24 protein-coding genes are annotated in these 21,104 nt (G+C 64.9%); 10 read left to right on the top strand and 14 right to left on the bottom strand.

Going from position 1 to position 21,104, the window contains the following annotated elements:
* Nucleotides 1-27 precede the first annotated feature (27 nt).
* Entirely contained in the window at nt 28-2,160 is a 2,133-nt protein-coding gene (locus tag ACOGXE_RS00215) for a hypothetical protein (protein ID WP_419930447.1), read from the top strand.
* Here the strand turns inward: ACOGXE_RS00215 and ACOGXE_RS00210 are convergent.
* The 14 genes from ACOGXE_RS00210 to ACOGXE_RS00145 all read right to left on the bottom strand — a co-directional run bounded on the left by ACOGXE_RS00210 (nt 2,157) and on the right by ACOGXE_RS00145 (nt 15,746).
* Entirely contained in the window at nt 2,157-6,671 is a 4,515-nt protein-coding gene (locus tag ACOGXE_RS00210; RefSeq protein ID WP_419930446.1) for a hypothetical protein, read from the bottom strand. The two genes, ACOGXE_RS00215 and ACOGXE_RS00210, sit on opposite strands and share 4 nt — an antisense overlap.
* A gap of 43 nt (nt 6,672-6,714) precedes the next feature.
* The gene (locus ACOGXE_RS00205) at nt 6,715-7,170 is read right to left on the bottom strand and encodes a hypothetical protein (protein WP_419930445.1); all 456 of its coding nucleotides are present in this window, start codon (nt 7,168-7,170) and stop codon (nt 6,715-6,717) included.
* Nucleotides 7,170-7,643: a hypothetical protein gene (locus ACOGXE_RS00200; protein ID WP_419930444.1), complete on the bottom strand. Its 474-nt coding sequence runs from the start codon at nt 7,641-7,643 to the stop codon at nt 7,170-7,172. The genes ACOGXE_RS00205 and ACOGXE_RS00200 overlap by 1 nt, the downstream gene beginning before the upstream one ends.
* Before the next feature lie 187 nt (nt 7,644-7,830).
* Complete coding sequence (locus ACOGXE_RS00195) at nt 7,831-9,180, bottom strand: hypothetical protein (protein WP_419930443.1); 1,350 nt, start codon at nt 9,178-9,180, stop codon at nt 7,831-7,833.
* Entirely contained in the window at nt 9,177-9,302 is a 126-nt protein-coding gene (locus ACOGXE_RS00190; RefSeq protein ID WP_419930442.1) for a hypothetical protein, read from the bottom strand. The genes ACOGXE_RS00195 and ACOGXE_RS00190 overlap by 4 nt, the downstream gene beginning before the upstream one ends.
* On the bottom strand, nt 9,299-9,508 hold the full coding sequence (locus tag ACOGXE_RS00185; RefSeq protein ID WP_419930441.1) for a hypothetical protein: 210 nt from the start codon (nt 9,506-9,508) through the stop codon (nt 9,299-9,301). The genes ACOGXE_RS00190 and ACOGXE_RS00185 overlap by 4 nt, the downstream gene beginning before the upstream one ends.
* 238 nt (nt 9,509-9,746) lie before the next feature.
* On the bottom strand, nt 9,747-11,000 hold the full coding sequence (locus ACOGXE_RS00180; RefSeq protein ID WP_419930440.1) for an AAA family ATPase: 1,254 nt from the start codon (nt 10,998-11,000) through the stop codon (nt 9,747-9,749).
* Nucleotides 11,001-11,440: 440 nt separating this feature from the next.
* Entirely contained in the window at nt 11,441-11,692 is a 252-nt protein-coding gene (locus ACOGXE_RS00175; RefSeq protein ID WP_419930439.1) for a hypothetical protein, read from the bottom strand.
* On the bottom strand, nt 11,692-11,832 hold the full coding sequence (locus tag ACOGXE_RS00170) for a hypothetical protein (protein ID WP_419930438.1): 141 nt from the start codon (nt 11,830-11,832) through the stop codon (nt 11,692-11,694). The genes ACOGXE_RS00175 and ACOGXE_RS00170 overlap by 1 nt, the downstream gene beginning before the upstream one ends.
* A gap of 10 nt (nt 11,833-11,842) precedes the next feature.
* Nucleotides 11,843-12,166: a hypothetical protein gene (locus ACOGXE_RS00165; RefSeq protein WP_419930437.1), complete on the bottom strand. Its 324-nt coding sequence runs from the start codon at nt 12,164-12,166 to the stop codon at nt 11,843-11,845.
* Between the two features lie 5 nt (nt 12,167-12,171).
* The gene (locus ACOGXE_RS00160) at nt 12,172-12,447 is read right to left on the bottom strand and encodes a hypothetical protein (protein WP_419930436.1); all 276 of its coding nucleotides are present in this window, start codon (nt 12,445-12,447) and stop codon (nt 12,172-12,174) included.
* Between the two features lie 183 nt (nt 12,448-12,630).
* Nucleotides 12,631-14,193 (bottom strand): ATP-dependent DNA helicase, encoded by a 1,563-nt coding sequence (locus tag ACOGXE_RS00155; protein ID WP_419930435.1) that lies wholly within the window; start codon nt 14,191-14,193, stop codon nt 12,631-12,633.
* A gap of 129 nt (nt 14,194-14,322) precedes the next feature.
* Entirely contained in the window at nt 14,323-14,757 is a 435-nt protein-coding gene (locus tag ACOGXE_RS00150; protein WP_419930434.1) for a hypothetical protein, read from the bottom strand.
* A 509-nt stretch (nt 14,758-15,266) separates the two neighbouring features.
* Nucleotides 15,267-15,746 (bottom strand): DUF6011 domain-containing protein, encoded by a 480-nt coding sequence (locus ACOGXE_RS00145; RefSeq protein WP_419930433.1) that lies wholly within the window; start codon nt 15,744-15,746, stop codon nt 15,267-15,269.
* Nucleotides 15,747-16,058: 312 nt separating this feature from the next.
* On the opposite strand from ACOGXE_RS00145, the gene ACOGXE_RS00140 reads away from it, so the two are divergent.
* From ACOGXE_RS00140 to ACOGXE_RS00100, 9 genes are all read left to right on the top strand, one after another.
* A complete protein-coding gene (locus ACOGXE_RS00140; protein WP_419930432.1) occupies nt 16,059-16,742 on the top strand; it encodes a hypothetical protein in 684 nt (227 codons plus the stop codon).
* The gene (locus ACOGXE_RS00135) at nt 16,724-16,897 is read left to right on the top strand and encodes a hypothetical protein (protein ID WP_419930431.1); all 174 of its coding nucleotides are present in this window, start codon (nt 16,724-16,726) and stop codon (nt 16,895-16,897) included. The genes ACOGXE_RS00140 and ACOGXE_RS00135 overlap by 19 nt, the downstream gene beginning before the upstream one ends.
* Complete coding sequence (locus ACOGXE_RS00130; RefSeq protein ID WP_419930430.1) at nt 16,894-17,127, top strand: hypothetical protein; 234 nt, start codon at nt 16,894-16,896, stop codon at nt 17,125-17,127. The genes ACOGXE_RS00135 and ACOGXE_RS00130 overlap by 4 nt, the downstream gene beginning before the upstream one ends.
* On the top strand, nt 17,124-17,414 hold the full coding sequence (locus ACOGXE_RS00125) for a hypothetical protein (protein ID WP_419930429.1): 291 nt from the start codon (nt 17,124-17,126) through the stop codon (nt 17,412-17,414). The genes ACOGXE_RS00130 and ACOGXE_RS00125 overlap by 4 nt, the downstream gene beginning before the upstream one ends.
* A 408-nt stretch (nt 17,415-17,822) precedes the next feature.
* A complete protein-coding gene (locus tag ACOGXE_RS00120; RefSeq protein WP_419930428.1) occupies nt 17,823-18,110 on the top strand; it encodes a hypothetical protein in 288 nt (95 codons plus the stop codon).
* The gene (locus ACOGXE_RS00115) at nt 18,107-18,376 is read left to right on the top strand and encodes a hypothetical protein (protein WP_419930427.1); all 270 of its coding nucleotides are present in this window, start codon (nt 18,107-18,109) and stop codon (nt 18,374-18,376) included. Before ACOGXE_RS00120 ends, ACOGXE_RS00115 begins: the two co-directional genes overlap by 4 nt.
* Nucleotides 18,377-18,416: 40 nt before the next feature.
* Entirely contained in the window at nt 18,417-19,181 is a 765-nt protein-coding gene (locus tag ACOGXE_RS00110) for a hypothetical protein (protein WP_419930426.1), read from the top strand.
* Between the two features lie 216 nt (nt 19,182-19,397).
* Entirely contained in the window at nt 19,398-19,640 is a 243-nt protein-coding gene (locus ACOGXE_RS00105; protein ID WP_419930425.1) for a hypothetical protein, read from the top strand.
* A complete protein-coding gene (locus tag ACOGXE_RS00100; protein ID WP_419930424.1) occupies nt 19,637-20,953 on the top strand; it encodes a DNA primase family protein in 1,317 nt (438 codons plus the stop codon). The genes ACOGXE_RS00105 and ACOGXE_RS00100 overlap by 4 nt, the downstream gene beginning before the upstream one ends.
* The last annotated feature ends 151 nt before the right edge of the window (nt 20,954-21,104 follow it).

Here is a 21,104-nt window from a genome sequence, read left to right as displayed (position 1 = left end):
CTGCCAGCGGGGAGCAACCCACATGGTTTGGCGTTCGATTCTGCTGGTGTTGCCTGGGTGCTGGCGAACAACTACATCTACCGCATCGCTGATCCGACCTCCCCTGGGGACGCCGTAAACCAAGGTTTTCTGCCGAGTGGGTTCATCGGGACCGGGAACGGCATCGCGTTCGACGCTGACGGCAGCCTGTGGGTTACCAGCGGTATGCATCAGGTCTGGGAAATCCCGGACCCGACGTCTCCGGGCACTGGCACGAACCACGGGATACTGCTGCCCGGGCCGCAAGGCATTACCTTTGGCATTACCTTTGACGCCGACGGCCATCTATGGGTCGTGGACGTTGTCAACGGTTGGCTAATCGAGGCCGCCGATCCGTCGAACCCGGCCGGCGCTGTCAGCCGAGGCTTGTTGCCGGCCAATCTTCAGAGGCCGACCGGCATCTCCATCGACCAGGAAACTGGCAGCGCGTGGATCGTTGACGATACCGGGGACGAGCTGTGGGAGATCCCGGACCCTACGTCTCCCGGCACTGGCACGAACCACGGCGCGTTGCCGAGTGATCTCGGAATCCCGCGCGGCGTGTTCGCGTTACGAATCATCAATCCTATCGCGCTCGAGGTTGCAACGACAGCGGCCGGCACTGGCTTCTTTGCAACTCTCGGGCCGGCCGTATCGTCCCTTGGGCTCGACATCGAAACCACGAGCGGATCGGGTTTCACTGGCCGCCTGGGAAACCTCATATCGATCATCGTCTCGTCGGCCGCGGCCGGAACAGGCTTCTCCGGCTCGTTGCGGACCGAGTTCGGTTTTGAGGCTGCGAGCGAAGCGATGGGCACCGGCTTCGACGGGGCGCTGCGCCGCGAGTTCATGTTCGAGGTGTCGACCGCGCCTGGATCTTTCTGGAGCGGCCGGCTTGACGAACCAGTTCGCATCGAGGTTGCAAGCGGTATCGGCTCCTACTTCCAGGGTTCTATCGAAGGTGCGCCGACGCTCATGCTCGAAGCCGAAAGCGGTAACGCAAGTCACTTCGCCGGCATCATCGTGGGTGCAGCCCTCACCGACGACCGGACACCGATCCTGCCCCAGATCCAGAACAAGACCTTCAGCCAGGGTGTGGCCATCGACGAGGTATTGCCACCTGCAAACGGCGGGAATGGTGACCTCACCTACAACGTCGTGGGCGTTGTTCCAGGCATCCACTTCAGCGGCCGCAGCTACTCCGGCAACGCTTCCACCTTCGGCGTGTACCCACTCACGTACCGGGCAACCGACGAGGACGGCTCATACCATGAGCGACAGTTCTTCATCTCGGTTGGGGCGCCTACGCCGCCAGCTATGGTGCTGCCGCCAGTTGCCGACAGAACCTGGTTCGTAGGCGACGAGATCGACGAGACGCTTCCAGTAGCCCGTGGTGGCGTCGGCGCGAAGACGTACTCGCTGCTACGGGTTGCCGCGGGAGCAGTGCCGGTTGCCGCCACACCTTCCGGCCTCGCCTTCGATCCCGCGAACGACCGTCGTGTCCGCGGCCGCCTGCGTGAGCCCGGGGTCCAGATCTGGCGCTGGCGCGGCGAGGATGAGGACGGGCTACAGCGCGACCGGGACTTCATGATCGACGTGCGCCGGCTGGCGCCGGTACAGACGTCGAGGCCGGGAGGTTCGGTCGAGTCGCGCATCGCGCTCTACATCGAGCCAGTCGGCTCTCCTGGTGATCCCGGATACCGCCAGGGCTTCGCGTGGTGGAACGGCGTCAACGACCTGGTGCTCGGCGGTGTTCGCTACCGCCCTGGCGAGGTCCTGGGCCTATCGGACTACGAGGTCGACATGCAGCGCGAGGAGCCGATCACGGTCTACCTCGAGGGCGCCGATCCGCTGTTCCGTGCCTGGCTCATCCGGCCGTCCGTGCGCGACGCCACAGTCACGTTCCTGCTGCGTATCGACAATGGCGAGTGGGAGCCGGACCTGCGCTACGTGGGCCAGGTGGGCGAGGCACTGGACGAAGGCAACCGCTACTCGCTCGATGTGGACTCAGCGCGGTATCTGCCGAGCCAGGCCGGCGTGACCCGTCAGAGCGACGAGTCGCAGAGGTCGATCTACCCCGACGACAGGATCTACGAGAACCAGGCGCGGCTACCTGAGAAGACGGAGGTCTGGCCGGGTTAGCTTATCGTGCGCGAGGCCCATCGGTAGGATCCGACCCCGGCCTGGAAGTCGTCCCATAGAACATCCTGGGTGTTGCCCACTCGCTGGATGATCCCGATCAGGCTGTTCGGTGGCGCGTTATCTGCCGAGAGTGAAGAGAAGATTCTGATCGACCCGGCCGCGACATCGTCCAGGTTGCCGGGCATGAAGTCTGGGGAAAGGATGCTTCCTCCTGGTCCAACACCGACCTCATCAAGGGTCGCCTGGATGTCATATATGTCGTGGTCGAGGTTGTTGCGCCAAGCAGGATTCCCGCTCGTGGTCTGAGCCCAAATCAAGTACAGGAGCCCAACGGCTGCTGTTCCCCACAGGTCCGCAAGGAGCAGGTCTTGAGTCCCGTCGAACCTGAAAATCAGACCCCTGGTGTCGGCGTCTACCCGAGTCGGCTTGTTGGTCGCGCCCGATGTGATGAGGAACGCGGCCGTTCTTGGTGTCGAAGCGTTGAAGTCGTTCCAGTTGCTCATGTCCATAAGCCATGAAGGACGGTTCTGCGCCGTTACCGCGCCGCGGTCCGTCCACCCCGACCAAGTCGAGGATGGGGTGACGACCGGGTCGCTGGTTGAAGCGGCCACACCAACCTGAAGGGCGCTGAATCGTGCGAACACTCCCTCGAACGTGACGCCGTCGACTAGTACGGCCATGAGAATCCACGGCCCCCAATCTGTCCACGAACCGGCAGATCCGACTCTCCGACGCTGGCGCATGTCGAAGTACGGATAGGCAGAAGATACGTTTCCGTCGACCGGTTCCCTGTACTCGGTGTCGCTTCGGCTTCGTCGTTCAAACTGAATCTGGAACGCGCCGACAGGCGGCTCGGTGTCTTCGTGAACCCCCCAGAGAACAGCTTCGCCCCATGCCGACCACTCAAGGTAGAGGCCCCCAGCCGACCTCTTGGCCGTCCTGGCCCACGCCCATAGGTACGGGCATGCGGTGGTTGTGTCCATCGGTATCCGGCGGGCTCCCGTGATCGCATCGTTCGGCCCAAGCGCTGGAGCGGAAGTGCTTGAGTCCGAGATGGCGAACACGATGTCAACGTAGACCTCGTTCTCGTCTTCGCCCAGTTGCGCCACGTTGATCGCCGCCCAGTTCGTGGCCCGGCCGCGTCTGTCCTCGTGCTGAATCCACGCCCGCCCCGAGCCGGGTGCGGCGCTCCCGCCAAGCTGGTAAATGGCCGAAGTACCGCGCACCGCTCCCGCCGCAACAGCATCGGCAGGCGGCGTTGCACCAGTCGAAACTCCGCGCTTGTGGCGGATGCGTGTCAGGCCGTAGTCGGGCTCGTTCGGCAGCTCCCACTCGATCAAATAGTCGCCCGTCATCGGCGTTGCCGACAGCCCGGAAGGATCGGCAAGCTGATCGGTCATCCCATCTGGTGTAATCGTCGCTACGTCCGAAGGTTCGCTGTTAGCACCGCTGAAGCTCACGTCGATCAATCGGAACTCAAGCGTCACGCCGATCCTCACGTCAGGCAAAGTGAAGTCAGAGCCGTCGATGCTGAACTGGCGCTCACCGCCCCAGGCCGGCGTCTCAGTGAGCGTCACATCGTTGCCCTGGTTGTTTTTTACCGTGAGCGACGTGTAGGGATTCTCCGGTGTACCGCCCGGGATCACAGGGCGCCACTGGACAATCCGCTTCGCCACGGCTGCGATCTCGCTGGTGCCGAGTATGTCGGTGCGCAGAACCCCATCGTCCGTCGTGTAGGCACGCTCAAAGAGCGACAGTCCGGTGGGCTTCGCAACGAAGGAGCCAGGAGCACTCGGGTCCGGCTCGAGCCCAGGGAAAGCCTGGTCAGGAGCGAACACGCCGTCAGGGTGCTCAACTACCAGCAGCCGCATCGTGAGCTGTTCGAAGTTGAATGTGCGGTTGAGCAGGCGCATGTAGCGGCCGGACGGGTTGCCGTAGCCGAACAGTGCGCCGGCCGGGTCGCGGCTCACAACCGGATGCAGATCGATACCGGGATCGTTCAAGGTGATCCGCTGCCCAGGTATCGCCTTCCTCAGAGAGGCATCGAACTCGATCGGCATCTCGTAGGGCACCACCTTCCAGGGCCTGGCCGCCGCGAGCTGTTGCCTCAGGATGATCGTTGCCGCAACCGGCGACGTCATGAAGCCTTTGCTGCCGTAGTGGTGGTGGAGTAGTTGGCCATCGCGGACCCGCTGCGCCTGGTCGACGACCTGCGCCGTGGTGTAGGGCTTGTGGTGGTGAGCGCGCGAGTTGGCCAGGGTCACGGACGCAGCGTTGACCCGTTCATCGAGTGGCGGCGCCGATCGCCACGGCAACCGCTGGACGTCCGGATGCGTCGCGTCCAGGTGCGCTACCGGCTCCCGGTCCCATCCCGGCATCGCGTACTGGACGCCGCCATCAGATACGACTCCACCTGAGCCGGCGAATCCCATCTCGTCGGCTACGTCGGCCAACCTGTCGTCGCTCGATACGATCCCGTTCACCTCGTACAGCTCAACCTCCCGGTCCAGGCCAAGCTGCCGGCAGTAGACGTCGGCAGGGTCTCCGGGGATGACACCGGGCGGCAACGGGCTAGGACCGCTCAGGCGCGGGCCGGCGCGCTGGCCTGAGATCACCAGGTCGCTGAAGCTAGCTCCTGGCTGTATCGGTTCTGCACTCGTGCCTTCACCGCCGAAGGTGATGGATGCCTGCCCAGCAGGCAGGTAGGAGATGCTCGGAATGCCGGTGACGTTCGCTGGCGCCATGCTCTCATCTAGTGGCGTCACCTGTAGCTGGTAGTGATCTCCACCGTGGAAGTCGAACTGGACCTCATAGGTGGTGTTGGGCCGCAGGTTGTACCGCACCTGGTCCCGGCGCTTCTCGTCGTTTGGCAGCCCAAAGCCGTGGACGATCAGAAGCTGACCGTTCCTGACGATGCCGTAGCCAACCAGGTCTCGGTGCCTGGGCCACCCGAGCCAGAACAGTTTCTCGCCTGCGTTGCTCACGGCCGCGCCGGTGCGGAACTCGAAGCGCAGGCTCAGACTCTGCAACGCATCCGGCGCTTGGAAGTTGATCCGGTGCGTCGGCATCTCCTGGGAGGCCGTGAAGAAGGTGCCGTTGCGTGTGGCGAAGTCTTCCGTCTCGCGTTCGCCCGGGACAGGGTTCAGGTCGATGGTGCCAGGATCCGGTGCACCGAACTCGGAAACAACGACGCTTGGCCCGTCAACCGCAAAAGACACGGACGACGCCAGCGAATCGGTGCCGGCGCCTGGTAGTAGCCCGGTCGACTTCACGGCCCTGACAGCCAGCGCATTCGCTGACTGGCCACCTCTGCCTCCGTTGCCGCCGCGCGGTGAATGGAACAGGATCCACGCGCCCCAGTTGGTCCAGGTTCCATCGATATTGAACTGGAGCGCGTACCACAGATACGGATCGGCGATGCCTGATGCCGCTACCGCGCCCTCGCGCTGCGTCCTGCCCGGCGCCGGTGGTGGCCAGGCGTTCCCGGTGAGCTGCGTTGGCCTCGTGCTGGACCGCGTGCCCAGGTAGCACCAGCGGATGTTGCACAGCTCTTCGCCGGCATCGATCTCCAGCTTGGTCGCGCTGATCTCGGCCGCTTCTATGAAGGAAGCCTGGTTGATGTTCCGCAGCGGCCGGCCCTCGAACTCGAGCAGGCGCCAGAGTTCGCCGGCGCTCCAGTTGCGCGTGTAGACGGTAGGCCACTGCTCATACGCCTGGCCACGCGTCGGGAGCTTCAGGAAGATGCCCTCGTAGATCATCTCCACGTCCGGCCCGTCCGAGTCCTCATCCCACACGATCGGGAACGGGTCGCCGGCGATAACGGTGACTCCCTTCTGTTCACCGAACGGAGGCTGGTCGAACTCCATGTGGACCCACGAGATGCCGTAGCCCTTGTGGTTGGTGCCGAAGGGTAGAGACTGCGCGTGCTGGGCTATGGCGGCGGCCGCAGCCTCGCGCAACGTAGAGCCCTGACTGCCGTCCGCGAGCGTGTTGAAGATCATCCGCCACTTCCCGAGGCGCCGCGTGGTGCCGGATCGCACCAGGCCACCGTCGGTTGTGTCTGGCTCCTCAATCCATGCCAGGTCCGTTCCCTGGCCAGGTGCGTCGGCTACATCCTTGAAGTTGTCTCTGTCGACCGCGATCAGCTTCGGCCCCTTGCTGCGGCCCTGGGTGATCGTGCTGCCGACATCCAGGTAGCGGCCGCGCCCCGGGCGTGCAGCCGAGAAGTGAGGGGCAGTGGTGATGAGGTAGCCACGGGTCTCGTGATAGAAGATCCGCGCCCTGATCCGGCACTCGCCCAGGATCCAGTACAGCGGGAAGTCAACGTCGCCGCGTATGCGGATCTGATTCGGCCGGCGCTGCGCTGCGATGCGCCGGCTGCCTCTACGGCGGCGCTTGTTCGACAGGTAGCTGATCGCCGACAGACCGAGCTGGATGCCGAACTGTACCCAGAAACCATCGCTGAAAGTCAGCCTAACGCATGACCGCCCCGCCAATGCACCAACAGGCATCGACGGGGCGGCGAACCTGTCAGGCTCTGTGCAGAAGTGCCTGTCAGCCCTTCTCGAAGAAGAACTCGACCGGCATGCTGAGGACCAACGCCTCTCTCGGGCCGCCCTCGTAGTACGACAGCGTGTACTCGCCGCAGTGGTCCACGTCAGCAGGCGCCTTCTTTGTGCTATCGAACGGCCCGCCGAACACCTGCCGGTGCTCCACGTCAGGCACCTTCTTTGTGCCATCGAACGGCCCGCCGAACACCTGCCGGTACTGCTTGGACACGCCGTCTTTCGTGACGGTCAAGACCCGTCCGGTTGCTGGGCCTTCGATCCCCATGCCGACGCAGGTGTTGAAGTCTTCGATCGTCTTCCAGCCGCCTGGAGCCGGCATCGGTGTTTCACCCTGCACCGGCTCGCCGACTGGAGAGATCGTCAACTTGTCACCGTCCTGGGCGGTGATCCTGGCAACGGCGTTGCCACCAGCATAGATCACCTGTCCTACGAGGTTCTGCATCAGAACCGAATCCCGACACCGACACAGACACCCTCCCAACACTCCTGCGCGAGGTCGATCACGCCGTCCGGAGGGTCGAAGTGGTACTCAGCGTAGACCAGGTATCGGTCGTACTCCAGCCGCAGTTCGGCCGTGGGATTGAACTCGTCGTTGGCATACGTGGCGTGCCCGGCGAACACCAGGGATAACATGTCGAAGTCTCGCGTGTAGCCGAGACCGACGCTGGCGGACCTGACGCGGTCCACGCCGCTCATCGTGTCGTTGACCTCGTAGAGCTGCACCTGGGCGTCGAACGTCATCCCCTCGGGCAGCGTGAACGACCAGCCGAGCTGCTCGCCCGCGACGTTGACGGCGATGTGCCCCGAGTGGACGCCCTGCGCTGGCTCTAGCGGCGTGACGGGCTGGATGTCTTGTGCCGCGACGGGCATCGCAAGCAGCGCAAGCACGGTCAGGGTGAGTAGGGATCGCTTCATCATGTCTCCTTCTCTTTCGCGGCGTACTCGCCGCAGTAGTCATCCGGCTCCGTCGTGGGCCAGTAGCCCTCGACTTCCAAATCCTCGCGCAGCGGAACGGGCGGGAAACGCCTGCACTCCCCTGTGCCGCGTTCTTCGGTCGGCTCCAACTCCGACGATTCCCACCAGCGGCACTCAGAACATGTGCTCATAGCTGTCTCGACTTGCAACCCAACTCGTCCAGCTTGTCTCCGGGCAGGCCCTCGAAGTCGGTGTCGAACGCCTCCTTGATGGCATCCTGATCACAGGATGGGTCGCTGATGTCGTGCAGCGAGTATTCGGTGCCTTCCTCGGCTACGCGAACCTGAGTGCCCGTGATCTCGACATAGCGGTTGTTGTCGAGCAGGTGAGCCGCTGAATGCGCGGCGCCTAGAGCGTCGTTCTCCATAGCCGGCCACTCCGTGTTGTCGCCTCGCCAAAGCTGGTAGAAGTCGGTGATGGTCGCGAACTTGAGCACGTAGGGGTGAAGCTCGCTGGTCGGGTTCTCGCGCTGCCGCCAGCCGTTGTTCCGATCCGTCGCGAAGTGATCCAGGGCTTCGCTGTCGCGGAACCAGTCGTAGTCGTTGTGCGCGTCGCAATCTCCGGGGCCTATCCCTCCGTCGTCGTTTGCTGCCCGGAAGCAATCGTCGATGTCGCCGTACCGCTTGCCCTTGTACGTCCAGTAGATCGGCCCGCTGCCGGGCTTGGGCAACGCCAACTCGATCCCCCACGACAGGTCGCCTTTCGCGCTGAACGGGTACTGCACCGTCTTCTTCTGGCTGCCCACCGTGATCAGTACGTAGGTGCAGTCCAAGTCCTCCGGGGGCGGCGGGATGTCCACCTTGTCGCTGATCGTCTTCTCAGTGCTTGTGTTCTCGCTCTTGGTCTGCGATTCCTCATGGCTGAACGACTGGCCGAACTCCTGAGACAGGGTGACTTCGAGGCTCACGCCGGCAAACTCGCCGCCGACTTTCTCCTCCGCGCCGGCCTTCCAGTCAAAGGTGGTGGAGTGCGAAACGGTCGTCTCGACGCTGTGTTCCTCGGTCACCGTCACGTCGATCTGATGTTCGATGATCGTGCTACCGCAGTTGTCCACAATGGAGAAGCTGTCGCCGTGGTTCACGGCCGGATCGCTGATCACGTCCGGGTCGCCGTAGGTGATGTCGGCGTTGCTGAATCCGGTGTTCGTGAACGTGACGCCATAGGCGCGGTCGTCGTCGTAGGCGTTGAACCGCACCCGCTGACTTGATTTCGACCAGTGGTCCGCGTTGGTCCTGACCGGGACGTTGCCGAGGCCGAGGTGAGTCAGGACGTGATCCCGCATGTCCTCCGCCCATCGAACCTGAGCCTGCTTGATCAAATACGTCTCGCTGACGGACGGCTGATCGCCGACGCCGACGAACTCAGGAACGGACGCAGACTCGGGGGCGCAGTGGAGCAGCGGCCCGACGACGACGAACGCGAAGCAGACGAGGTACAGACCCGCCAGCCCGCTCAGGGTCTTGGTGGTGCGGGTCACAGCGACGGCACCAGACTCGACCACGGTACGCCGAACTTGCACACCAGCCACGCCTTGAGGACGCCGAGCGCCCACGCCGCGATGACGTGCTTCCAGTTGATGCTCTTGAGCCAGTTCTTCATGCTCTGTCCTCTAGGTAGGGTGTCAGTGTAACCGCCGTGCCGTTGCTGAACTTGATCCACACCTGGCGCGACTCCAGGATCATGGAAGTGATGCCCTCAGCACCCAGGTCGGTCAGCTCGTGGCTCGACCACTCCTTCTCCTGGCCAGCGCCATCGGTCGTTCCGCATGAACGAGATGCGTTGTGCTCCAGCAGTGGAGTTTTCATGTGCTCCAATGCTAGCAGGCCGAGCGGACAGCGGCCGTTGTCGGCGCGCAGCGGCCGTCCGCGTGGTCAGAGGCCTCAGCATCCCGTAGCACCGCAGGCCGCTAGCAGCCGCTAGGCCGTGGCACCTAGTCTCCACAGAAGCACAGGTAGCCGCCCGGTGCTTCCTCCACTGGCGTGAGCGCCTCCGGGTCCAGCATCGAAGACAGGCTGTCCGTGAGCCCGGTGTTGAAGTCGACTGTCACCTGCTGCGCCCCTGCTCCATGACCGTGCCGTCTTCGATCACGAACCCGACGCGGCCGCTGCTGTCAACGCGCTCGATCCAGATCTGATAGTCGTGCTCATCGGCCATGCCCCGCAACAGCTCCAGGCCCTGTTCGTCCAGCAGCGAGCCGTCGCGAATGCGGATCACACGCAGCTTCGCGTTCTGGCGCATGGCCACGGCGCACGACAACCGGAGCTGTTCCGCGTCACTGGCCTGCTCGAGCGGCACATCGTTGAGCAACACGGCGCCGTCGGCCAGGGTCAGGCCATCCACCGGCATGTCGGCCGCGGCAATGGCTTCATTCACCTGGCGCGTGCGCTTGGTCATGGCAGCCGTGAGCTTCGCGCTCTTGTCTTCGGCCTCGCGGGCTGATGCCAGCAGTTCGTCGCGGCGCTGCCGCTGGCGGTAAGCGTCGTTCAGCGCCTCTGCGTTGTCCAGGCGTAGGCGGATGCTGGTGGTGTCGACCGGGGCCTGGATCTCGTCAGCGAACTCCAGGTCGTTCTCGATGCCTTCACGCTCCGTTTGAAGGCGCTCTAGCCTACGGGCGCAGTCCTCGACCTCGATCTTGATCTCGGCCAAGCGCTCGCGCTTGCGGCCCACATCTCGTTGTTCCCGCGCGATCAGCTCGTTGGCCTCGTTGGCCTGGTTCAGCTCGGCAACCAGCTCCTGCACCGACACCAGCTCTGTGGGCACATCCTCTGGCACCTGCACCTGGCCGGCCGCGGACCGCTGCTTCTTGGCCTCGCGGTTGATGACGCGCCGCTCGTCGTATGCCTCGCGGTTCAGGCGGTCCATCTTGACGAAGTCGACGCCGTCCACGAACTGCCGCAGCGTCTCGAACTGGTCCTTCGGTGCGGCCCGGATGAACTCCAGCGGATCGAACGACAGCGTGCCCAGCAGGCCATCCAGCATCTTCTGTGGCGAGCTGAACTCGGCGCCGCTGGCAGCCTCCACGCGCAGGCGCGTTGCGGTCTTGCCGTCCTCGTCTATGAACTGGCGGCGGACCACGATCTCACCGAGGTCCAGGTTGATGCGCGCCACCTGCTCGCCGTCGCGGATCGGCTGCTTCTGATGGGTACGGGTACCGGCAATGGCCCAGAGGATGCTGTCCAGGACGCTGGTCTTGCCCTGGCCATTGCGCCCGGTGATCTCAACCAGGTTGCCGTCAGGCCGGATCTCGACGGCGCGCAGGCGCTTGATGTTCTCGGCCTCTAGCTTGATGATCTTCACTGCTGTTCCTCCTGTTGCGCCGCTGTTCGTGGCGCGATTGCTTCGGTGATCTGCTTGAGCCGGGACCTGCCGGCCTCGTAGTGGTCTTCAGCCTGGTGTGGTGTAGGTGGGAGCGCCGGGTCATGGAACTTGCAGAAGCCGCGGTGTGCGGCACCCGGCGCTCCCGATGATCAGTTGTGCTCCCGGCGTCGCCTGAACAGGCCAGACCACCACGAGCCAGGAGCCGGCTGTGGCTTCTTGAGGTGGCGCGTTGCCGGCCAGCCACGGCCGAGGTGGCGCCAGAACTGCGCCCACTCGTCCGGTGTGCGCATGGCGCGGATACGGCGTGTGCGGCCCGGGCGCTGCCTGCGTGCGATTGGTCCAGCCATCATTCGTCCTCCTCGGCCGGGCGAGGTTCCCGTACGGGAGATCGTCGCGGAGCCATACGTCCGTCCAGGCCCTCAAGCTGTGGACCCCACTTCGTTGTCGATCATCTGGAGGAAGATGAGCTTGCGGCGCTTCAATGCACGCCGCAGGGCTGGGTGTATCGCATCATGATCCGGGACACCTTCGCGCAACAGCCGGCGCAAGTACTCCTCCATGCCCTCGCCGCCGTTACCCTTGCTGTGCATGTAGGTCAGGGTCGTGTCGACCCCGTATTGTTCCAGGTCGTGGTGCAACGATGCGACCGTTGAGTACGGATAGATGTCCACTACGCCGGCCCCAGCAGCACGATCAGCAGCCAGGCTGCGGTGCCAACCACGATGATGGTGGCGAGGATGGTGTCCAGCCACTGCGGGACGACAACCTCGTTCTCGGGCCGGTAGCGGTGCCAGTAGCGGTACGGGTTCACGCCCGCCACCTCAACAGCCGGGACTACCGCCGTCACGCACACTGGCCGAGGCCAGCAGCGGGGACACGAAACGGGTGTGACGAATGTAGCGGCGCAGGGCCACCACCAAGACGCCGATCTCTTTCCGCCGCAACTGCTCGCGGGCGGAGCGAGTCTTGTTCATGTTGCGCACGTTCTCCTCGATGATCGACAGCGCAAAGCCGGCGTCGCGCTTGTCGCGGATGCCTTCGGCTGCGCCCAGCTCTTTCGTGAAGAAGCTCATGCCCTCGATGGTTGTCTGCTGCGCCTGTTGCGCCGCAGGTGCCGCTGTCGCGGTCTTCTTCTTGGCTGGCACTGGTTCTACTCCCTATAGGGTTTCACATGGTGAAGCGGCGGGCACAGACCCGCCACAGCTAGGGCAGGGTTCGCGCGAACCCATGCCTCGATCCTTTCGCGGCGCTCGGCCACGGCCTCGGGTGTGCAGTAGGCGTCGGCGCTGGCCACCTTGCGCACCACCCGCGCCAAGAAGTGGCGTCGGTCGCCGCTGGGCTTGCCGACCGCTTTCCAGGCTTCCAGGTACAACGGCCGCAGCCACTCACGGGCAACCTCAGCAGCACGTTCGAACTCATCAGCCATTGCGCTGTGGTCGGCGTAGCAGGGCCCATGAGTTGCAACTCTCGTCCGATGCCGTGATCGGCCAGGCAACGCGCCCGGTTCCATCGGGGCACATCACGACCTTTGGCGTCGTTGCGTAGCAGGTGCCGTTGAGCCCCTTGACTTTCCGCCAGTGAAGACAGGTTGCACAGCGAAACCGTCTGCTCATTGGATCGCGTCGCCCTTCTGCATCTTCGAGTACACCAGACGCGAGCTGGCCCTGCTCACGGCCGTGTACAGCCAGCGCTGGTAGTGGTCAGGGTTCTGATGCCACATCCACGCCGCATCGTCTACGACAGCCACCTTCTCCCACTCGCTGCCCTGAGCCTTGTGGCAGGTGATAGCCCAGCCCCAGCCGATCGCGTTCGACGGGTGGCTGCCGGGAGCCTTCTTGCCGTGGGTGTCCTGCCACCGCAACGCTTCCACGTCGCACGAGGCATCGATCGGATCGCCGCCGTCGAGCGGCTGTAGGCGTAGCTGTAGGCCCGGGCGGCCGCAGGTGACTTCGGTTCCCCAGCGGCCCTCGTTCACTACGCGCGACACACGGTCGGTCCACTTCTTGCCGCCGCGGGTGCGAACGAGCACTTTGTCGCCTTCCTTCACCTCGCCGTTCGGCTCCACGATGAAGGCTCCCCACATCTTCTCGCCCGGCTCGAGTTGGCCGCGGATCTTGCACGGGCGGCCCTGGTGCGTCGTCACGTCGTCGCTGTCCGTGGGTGGCGGTGCCAGTTGCTCCAGTACCGTGTACAGGCGGCCGTTGAAGAGGCCCTGCTTCGGGTCGTTGCCCAGCGCCACAACCCGGTCGCCGGCGTCCGGCAGCTTCGAGGTGAGGCCGCGTTGTGCGCGCGCCAGGCGGTTGAGCTTGATGACCGTGGCGTTACGGCTGGCGATCACCACGTCCGGCCACGACAGGTTCTCCACAAGCGTCTGCACCGGCCGCCACACCGCTGCCGGCGTCCCGGTGCGCTGCGGGAAGCGTCCCTCGTTGCGCACCTGCACCGCCAGATCGCCCAGGTCCTTCTGGTCGCCCACTCGCATGTTCTCGGTGAGCTCCCAATCGATGGGCTCGTCTGTGAGCACCGATTCGCCTTCGACAGGCGGTAGCTGTGCGTGGTCGCCACTGAACAGGATCGGCGCGCTCGTTACCGAGCGCATGTCCGACAGGATCCCGGTCGTGACCATGCTGGCCTCGTCCACGATGATCGACGGCGCCTCGGCCAGCGCACAGTCCTGGCTGGTGGCGAAGCTCACTTCGCTGGCTTCGCCGCCCGCCTGCTCTGCTTCATCGATCTGCTTCAGCAGCCGGGTCATCGCCGCCTTCACCTGGCCGGCTTCCGGCCCGGGCGGCAGCGTGTCGAGGTCGCCCTGGAGGTCCGCTAGCTGGTCCTGGAGCATGCGGCTCATCGGCGTGTACAGCGCCGAGTGGATCGTGGAGGCCGGGACACCCTTGTGGCGCAGTACCACGCAGGCCCTGTTCGTGGGCGCCAGCACCAGTGGCGCCGGCTCCACGGCAGCGGCAATCGCGGACAGGCAGGTCGTTTTGCCAGCACCAGCCAGGCCGCCCAGGCGCTTGATGCCGTTCTGTAGTTCGTCGTCGCCGAAGTCGGCGGTGCCCTGCCAGCCTCCCATCGGCTCGGGGTCGTCGCTGGTCTGCAACTTCGTGTCGCCGTCGTTCAGAAACGCGACTGCGCCCTTGACTGCGGCTTGCTGAGCGTCTGTGAGTTCCATGTGCGCTCGCTGCTCCTTGTAGTTCTGCCGTTGCGGCCCATCCGCTGGCTGGCTGAGTGGTCAGGTCATCGTCAGGGACGCTGCCGTGCGCCCGAAGCGGCACCCGTGCAGGTGCCGCGTTTCGACCGGCTAGAACGGAATATTGTCGTCCGTCTCGCTCTCGTCGAAATCGTCGTCGCCGCCCGTGGGTGCGGGCTTCGACTTCCGGACGTCCTCGTCCCAACCCAGGATCTTCACCTGGCGGGCCGTGGTGCTGCCATTGGGCGTCTGCACCTTGCTGGCGAAGAGGCCCAGCTTCAAGCCGCGCCACTCGTCCATCTCGTCCGGGATCTTGTCGTCGTTCACGGCCTTCAGCATCGTGACGCGGATGGAGTTGTTCGAGTACAGGACGTTGCCGTCGTACTTGTCGGTGGCCACCAGCGTGAACTTCACGCGCTTGGGGTCGCCCTCGCCGAACCCGTCGACCGTCTCGGCCGACTCGACGACGCGGACCTGCTTCTGCTTCTGGAGCTGGGCGGTGGAGATGGTCTCGCCGCCGCCGTGGCTGTCGGTGAATGAACCCATGTTTCGTTTCCTCCTGTTGGTGTTGGGTCCTGGTGTGATGTGCCGGTGCGGACACTCCGCTGCGGCTAGAAATCGGCCAAACGCATCACGAGGCTGGTCGGCCGCAACCGCCAGTTCCTCGGTCGGGAAGTGGTTGAGCATGCGGCAACAGCCCCAGCGCTCGGTGTCGTCGTCGCCGGCGTCCGGCCTGTAGGCCGCCACCAGCGCCACGTAACGTCCACCACCGTTGCCGTACACCCGGCCCAGGACGTTTGCCGTTGTCGTCGCGGACAACGCGCTTGCCAGGGCCTTCCGTGGCGATGGTCTGCATGGGCGCGAACAACTTCCGGCTCTTGCGGTAGCGGCGCATCAGACGTTTTCACCACGGGCGATTACCTGCATCGCAACAGCCGGGTGGACAAACTCGTGCTCGTCAACCTCCTGGCACTCAGTGCATGGCGCTGAGCGCTCGGTTGCCGCGCCCAGGAGGTTCAGCTTCCGGACGTGGTCAGGTGTTTCTTCCCACTGCATCAGACACCTGCCTTCATCATCCGCGCCTGGCAGACCGGGCCAAAGCCGGACTCGATGCTCTCGGGCACCGTCAGCGCACGGCCACAGAGGCCACAGCTTCCCTCATGCCACACAGCCACGTTCGACGGCAGGTTGCCGCCATCGAGGCGCGCCTGCTGCCACAGCCACGCAAACGCGGCCTTCGCCTGGAAGGTGCCGCGCTTGCGGTCGGCGGCGAACCGGCCGTCCGGCCAGATCGTGCCGATGAAGGTGGTTTCCCCGTCCGGCCCCGTCACGAGCCGCACGAACAGAGCCTGCTTCCCGCCCAGCTTGTGCGCCGGCCGGCTGAACTTGAAGGTGTAGCGCTTGCGGCTGATCTCCGACCGCGCCGTGATCGCACCACGGCCGGCCAGGATATAGGTCCGCAGCGCCTCGCGCCTGAAGATGTAGGGCGAGGGCATCACAGGCTCGTACATGTCGATGGCTTCCTGAGGGGTCATGGTGTTCCTTTTCGTGTCCTGCCGTTACGGTCCATCCGCCGGCGCGTTGACTGTAGCACACCTCGGTTTACCGCTGTCAACCCATGTGCTACCCTGACCGTATGCAGCCACCGGAACAGGCGCTGGCCAAGCTAGCCAACGTGGAGCGGGTCGACGCCTACGTCGAACTGCCGCCGGGCTCATTATGGAAGGCCCGCAACGGCCGCGAGCCGGAAGCCGGCGAGCTCGCGAGGCACGCAGCAACTACCTGGGCATCATCCCCGGCATCGCCGCAATGCTCGAGCTGCTAACCCTCAGACCAAGGAGATGACGATGACCACCACCGAGACCGACCCTCAGACTACCGCGAGCGCCAGGCCCCTGCGCCTGCGCGGCTGCCTGCACCGCGAGCGCTACCAGGACCCGGACCGGCGCGAGTGGTTCGATTCCGGCGGCGACCGCGAGCCGCTGCCGGCGACGCCGGAGCACGACGTGTGCATCCCGATCCGCGAGGATGCAAGCGGGCGCTACGTCGGCCTGCGCTGCCCTGACTGCGACTCCGACCGGATCGCGTGGGCGGAGGCCGGCGGCGTGCCTGGATCCCGCGAGTGCGCGGACTGCGGATCGAGGCTGACGGACTCGCGCTACGGCGTGCTGATCCACGATGCGCCCTGCATGATCCGCGCCGCCTACCGCCTGCTGATCGAGGATCCCGGGTGCGGCGAGCCGCACCCGGCCGACGGGACCACGATCGCCGACCACCGGCTGGCCGTGATCGCCCGGCAGGCCCCCGGCAACGATCCGCACCGGCCGGCCCTCTGGTCGGCTGCCGAGCGCGCCGCAGCCGTGCGGCTGGCCCGCGAGCGGCTGGCCAGTGACCCGGCGATGGACCCGGCGATGCGCCGCAGCCTGCGCGAGGCCCTGGCGTTGAGCGGCGCGACCGAGGCTTGCGAGCCGAACGAAAACTACGATTCCGAAAAGGAGGCAACGATCCCGCCATGCACTACCCAGAACTGATCAGCCACAAGGACGTAGGCGGCACACTGAAGCGCATCTTCGATGCTGCCAAGCGCGACGGCATGTCGCCGCCCGACTGGATGCGCCGATCCCTACGCCGCGCACTGGCCGCGTCCGAACGGGCATCCGCGAAGAAGCAGGTCGAACAGCAGTGAAGGCACTGGTCCAGAAGTGGGAACAGATTGCCAGGCCACGCCCAGGTCCTCAAGACCTGCACCACACTATCGCTGCACAGCAAGCACGCGAGATAGCCGAAGACCTGCGTGCCGAACAGGAACGGATCATTGCGAAGCTGTCCGTAAGCAGCATCAACAGCAACACGGCCTACGCGGCCGGCTACAACGCCGCGATGAAAGACGCACTGGACGTCTTCGGCGAAGCATGAGCAGCTTCACCGACGGAGCCCACTCGTCGCGCCAGGCCGTGGTGGACAGCGTGTCGTGGGTAGAAGCCTGGGATGCCGAGAACTCCGGTGCGCCGCCTGTCATGGCTCTGGACCTGGATGACGGCACCCGGCAACCGCTCACCGACACCCAGCACATCGCGATGATACAGGGCGCCGGCGACGACTACCGGCAATGGCCCGGGGCACTGGTCGAAGTGGGCACCGAGCCGACCGACAACCCTGAGATCCCGTACCGCAGGTTCTTGACAGTGCTTGAGGTGATGTGATGCGCGCCGGCCTCACCTACTACGAAGCGAACGAGATGTACGGGATCGCAGGCGGCATCCTGTTTGCCGACTGGGGCCGTGTCCACGCCGCCCTGGACCTTGATGGGCAGGCACAACTGCTGGCCCTGTTAGGGTTGGTGTCTTCGCACGCTGGGGTCCTGGCTACACCACTACCGCTCGATCCGTGCCGTACGAGGAGGACGAATGATGGCTGGACCACCATGCCTTCTTCGGCGAAGAGGTGACGTAGTGCCGCGGCGCCCAAGCAGCCTCGAGACAGCGTTCGCGCGCCAGCTACGTCACCGGGCGGAGGCCTGCGCCCGCGGCGACCGCGTACCTCAACCCGAGCGTGACTACCTGTTCGCGGACCACGTAGGCCGGAAGCTCGAGTTCGACTTCGCTTGGCCCATGCGCAAGATCGCCGTCGAGATCCAGGGATCACCGCGCGGCGGTGGCGCCGGCCACGGCTCCTACGATGGCCTACAGGCCGATTCGGCTAAGGCCAACCTCGCGCAGGCAATGGGCTGGCGCGTGTTCACCTTCACTGCCATCGACGTGCAGACCACCTGGGCGGCCGCGTTCGTGAACGCGATCCTTTGCGATGTGGACTGCACGCGGCCCGTGCTCTTCAGCCGGCCCACACGATCCGACCTGCGCACCGCAGCCATAGCCCTAGACGAGGAGGCAATGCCATGACCGCCGAACCTGTCAGCAGCACGCCGCAGCAGCCCTATCCGCACGACGAACTCAGAGATCTGTATCACGACTTCATGGGCGTGGTATGCGATGCCGAAGTAGGTGAACGCAGCAGGCCACAACGGTCTGGCAAGGAGACACCCGAAGCGGTACGGCGCCGGCTGCGCCGCGAACAGTTCGCCAGCAAGCTCGAGCGCTTGGCCTTCGGCGTGAACACCGGCAAGCACACCTTCCTTCCGGCCGCCCGTCCGTCCGCCCGTGGCTAGGTTACCGCCCGTCACCATCAACATCGAGCTGCTACGCAAAGTGAACCGGCTGCTGCGCCAGGCCGCGCAGCTCGAGAAGCTGGCTGCATCAGTTACCGGCAGATGCCGGTCCCGGGCTGCGCCAGGCGGCGAGGAAGATCTTCCGGTGAGGGTAGCCCACTACCACCAGGGCTCCCCGGCCTGGCACACCTGGCGGTCGAAGAAGATGACCGCATCATCATCGGCCGTGGTGATGCGGGCCAACCCGAACTGGAACAAGAAGTCCTGGGTCGACCTGGCCGACATGCGCCGCGGCGTGCCAGAGGAGCCCGTGTCCGAGTTCGTCCGCAACATGCGCGAGCGCGGCCACCTCATGGAACGTGTCATCCAGCACCGATTCCTGCCCCGGGCGTTCCCGGCTGCGTTAGAGCGCGGCAACTACGCCGCCTCCCTGGACGGCTGGTGTGCGCCCGACCTGGAATGGCTCGAGGCGAAGAACCATCGCGCGGTGAAGGCGCCGCTGCTGCTGGGCCTACAGGAGCGCGGCCACACCGGACCGGAGTGGCGCGAGCTGCCCGGGCTCATAGACGACTTGCTCTTGTTCGCGCCACACATAGGATGGCAACTTGTCCACCAAGCCGCCGTCATCGGAAACGATCGCGCCCGTTGCCTGCTGGTGAGCTACCACTCGTCCAGGGCCTGGGCTGCCGCCTGGTACAGCAGCCACGAGCTGCTGAAGCGCTGGCCGGACCTCGAGGCCGAGTGGAAGCGCTACACGGCCTGGGAGCAACGCTACCGAGCACTGAAACAGGAGGAGCTGATGTGAACTTCCCCAACCTCGCCCGATACGATCCTCCGCGGCCCAGCGCCAAGCCCACCTACGTCCACGCCAACTCAGGTGGGGTCTGGTCTCCGGAAGCCAGGTGCGGCCAGAAGCTCGACGTCATTCACTGCGGCGTCTACCCAGGGAAGCACTGCGCCAGCAACAGCCCATCCCTGGTCACCTGCCCGAAGTGCATGAGCATCCAACCTGGCGTGTTCAGTGAGTGACCCCACCTGCTCAGCCTGCGGTGGCGATATGGACTACTACGACGGATGGCACTGCGTAGCCGGCTGTACCGACCCAGATGATCCAGCACGCAGCGCGGCGCCGGCAGTGGTCCAGGACACCTTCTGCGTGATCGACAGGAAGCTGGAGCGCCGGGCCTCGGCCTGCCACAAGCACAACCCGCAGGCCGCCGACGCCTACAACCTCGCCCGCCGTGTACTGCGTGGTGAGCCATGAGCAAGAAGAAGCCGATACGGGTGTCCACAGCCGCTGCCGCCTTCGGTGGCGTCCACACCGTCGTAACCGACCGCGAAACCGGCGACGTCATGACCTGGGATGGTGAGAGCCGCTGGGTACGCGGCAGCCGAGAGCTGTTCGCGCTCATAGCCGACTGGGCCGAGGACAACGCGCGCGACGAGGTGAACCCGTGCCCGCCCGTGTGGTGCCGCGGCGTGGCCTCCTTCTGCTCGGCCGATGCGCTGAAGCGGAAGATCCGCTTCGATTCGCAGCCGTACCTGCTGGCGCTCGGCAACTATCAGATGCGCGTGGACGTGTTCGACCTGCGCACCGGCGAACGGCGGCCGGCACAACCCAACGACCGCGTCGAGATGCTGCTAGGTGAGTGCCCGGACGAGAAGTTCGAGACACCCGTGTGGAACAGCTTCCTGGACCACGTAACGCTGGAGCGCGAGGACCTGCGCCGCTACCTGCTGCGGCTAGCCGGATACACCCTCTGTGGCATGCCGCGGGAGGAAATCATCATCCTGCTGAAGGGCGAAGGCGGCAACGGCAAAGGCATCTTCCTTCGCGTGCTAAGCGAGCTGATGGGCGAACACAGCATTCAGGTGGCGCCGGACTTCTTCAAGCCGACCGCTGTGTTCCGGCACACCACCGAGCTAGCCGACCTCCACAACCGGCGACTGATCGTGCAACCTGAAGCCGCCGAGGGCCAGTGGGTAGTCCAGCGCGTCAAGATGCTGGCAGGCGGCGACGGCACCCTGCGCGCGCGCCGCATGCGCGAGGACCAGACGGACATCACCCTCATGGGCGTTCCCTGGTTCGGTGTGAACCACACACCCAGCCTCGAGGGTGGCCTGGCAATGGCGCGGCGCCTGCGAGTGCTTCCGTTCGACTACCAGCCGGCCAAGCCCGACGTCACCCTGAAACAGCGGCTCCGCAAAGAGTACCGGGGCATACTGCACCAACTCGTTCAGGAGGCGATCGTCTATCTGGAGGACGGGTTGCCTCCGGTGCCGGAATGCGTAACCGAAGAATCCAAAGCCTTCATGCGCGACGCCTCACCACCACTGGACCGGTGGCTGGCAGAGCGCACCGAGCGCGATCTTGAAGCCGAGGAACGGTTCAATGACTTGGCCGAGGATATGAAGAAGTGGTTCGAGGACAACGGCTACAAACGCGCACCTACACACCAGCGCTTCGGAGCCTTTCTGCGCGACCGCGGATTCCGGTCGCAGCGCCGCGGCCGCAGCAAAAAAAGTTTCCGATTGGGTCTGCGCCTGGTGACCGAAGAAGAACCGTTACCGTTCTAGCGCACAAGAAGTTGAAGTTGAAGTTCGGTTCCAGCACCCGAAGTTGAAGTTCGATCCAGGCCGGCAGGCAGCCGCACCGCACCCGAAGTTGAAGTTCCGTTCCGGCCACGGCAAAGAAGTTGAAGTTCGATCCAGGTGCCGGCCACGCCGC

Origin of the sequence: Candidatus Poriferisodalis sp. (genome assembly GCF_965208555.1) — a bacterium.
Classification (GTDB): domain Bacteria; phylum Actinomycetota; class Acidimicrobiia; order Acidimicrobiales; family Poriferisodalaceae; genus Poriferisodalis.
Note: the sequence above shows the minus strand (reverse complement) of the source record. Positions and strands in the feature narration are given on the sequence as shown.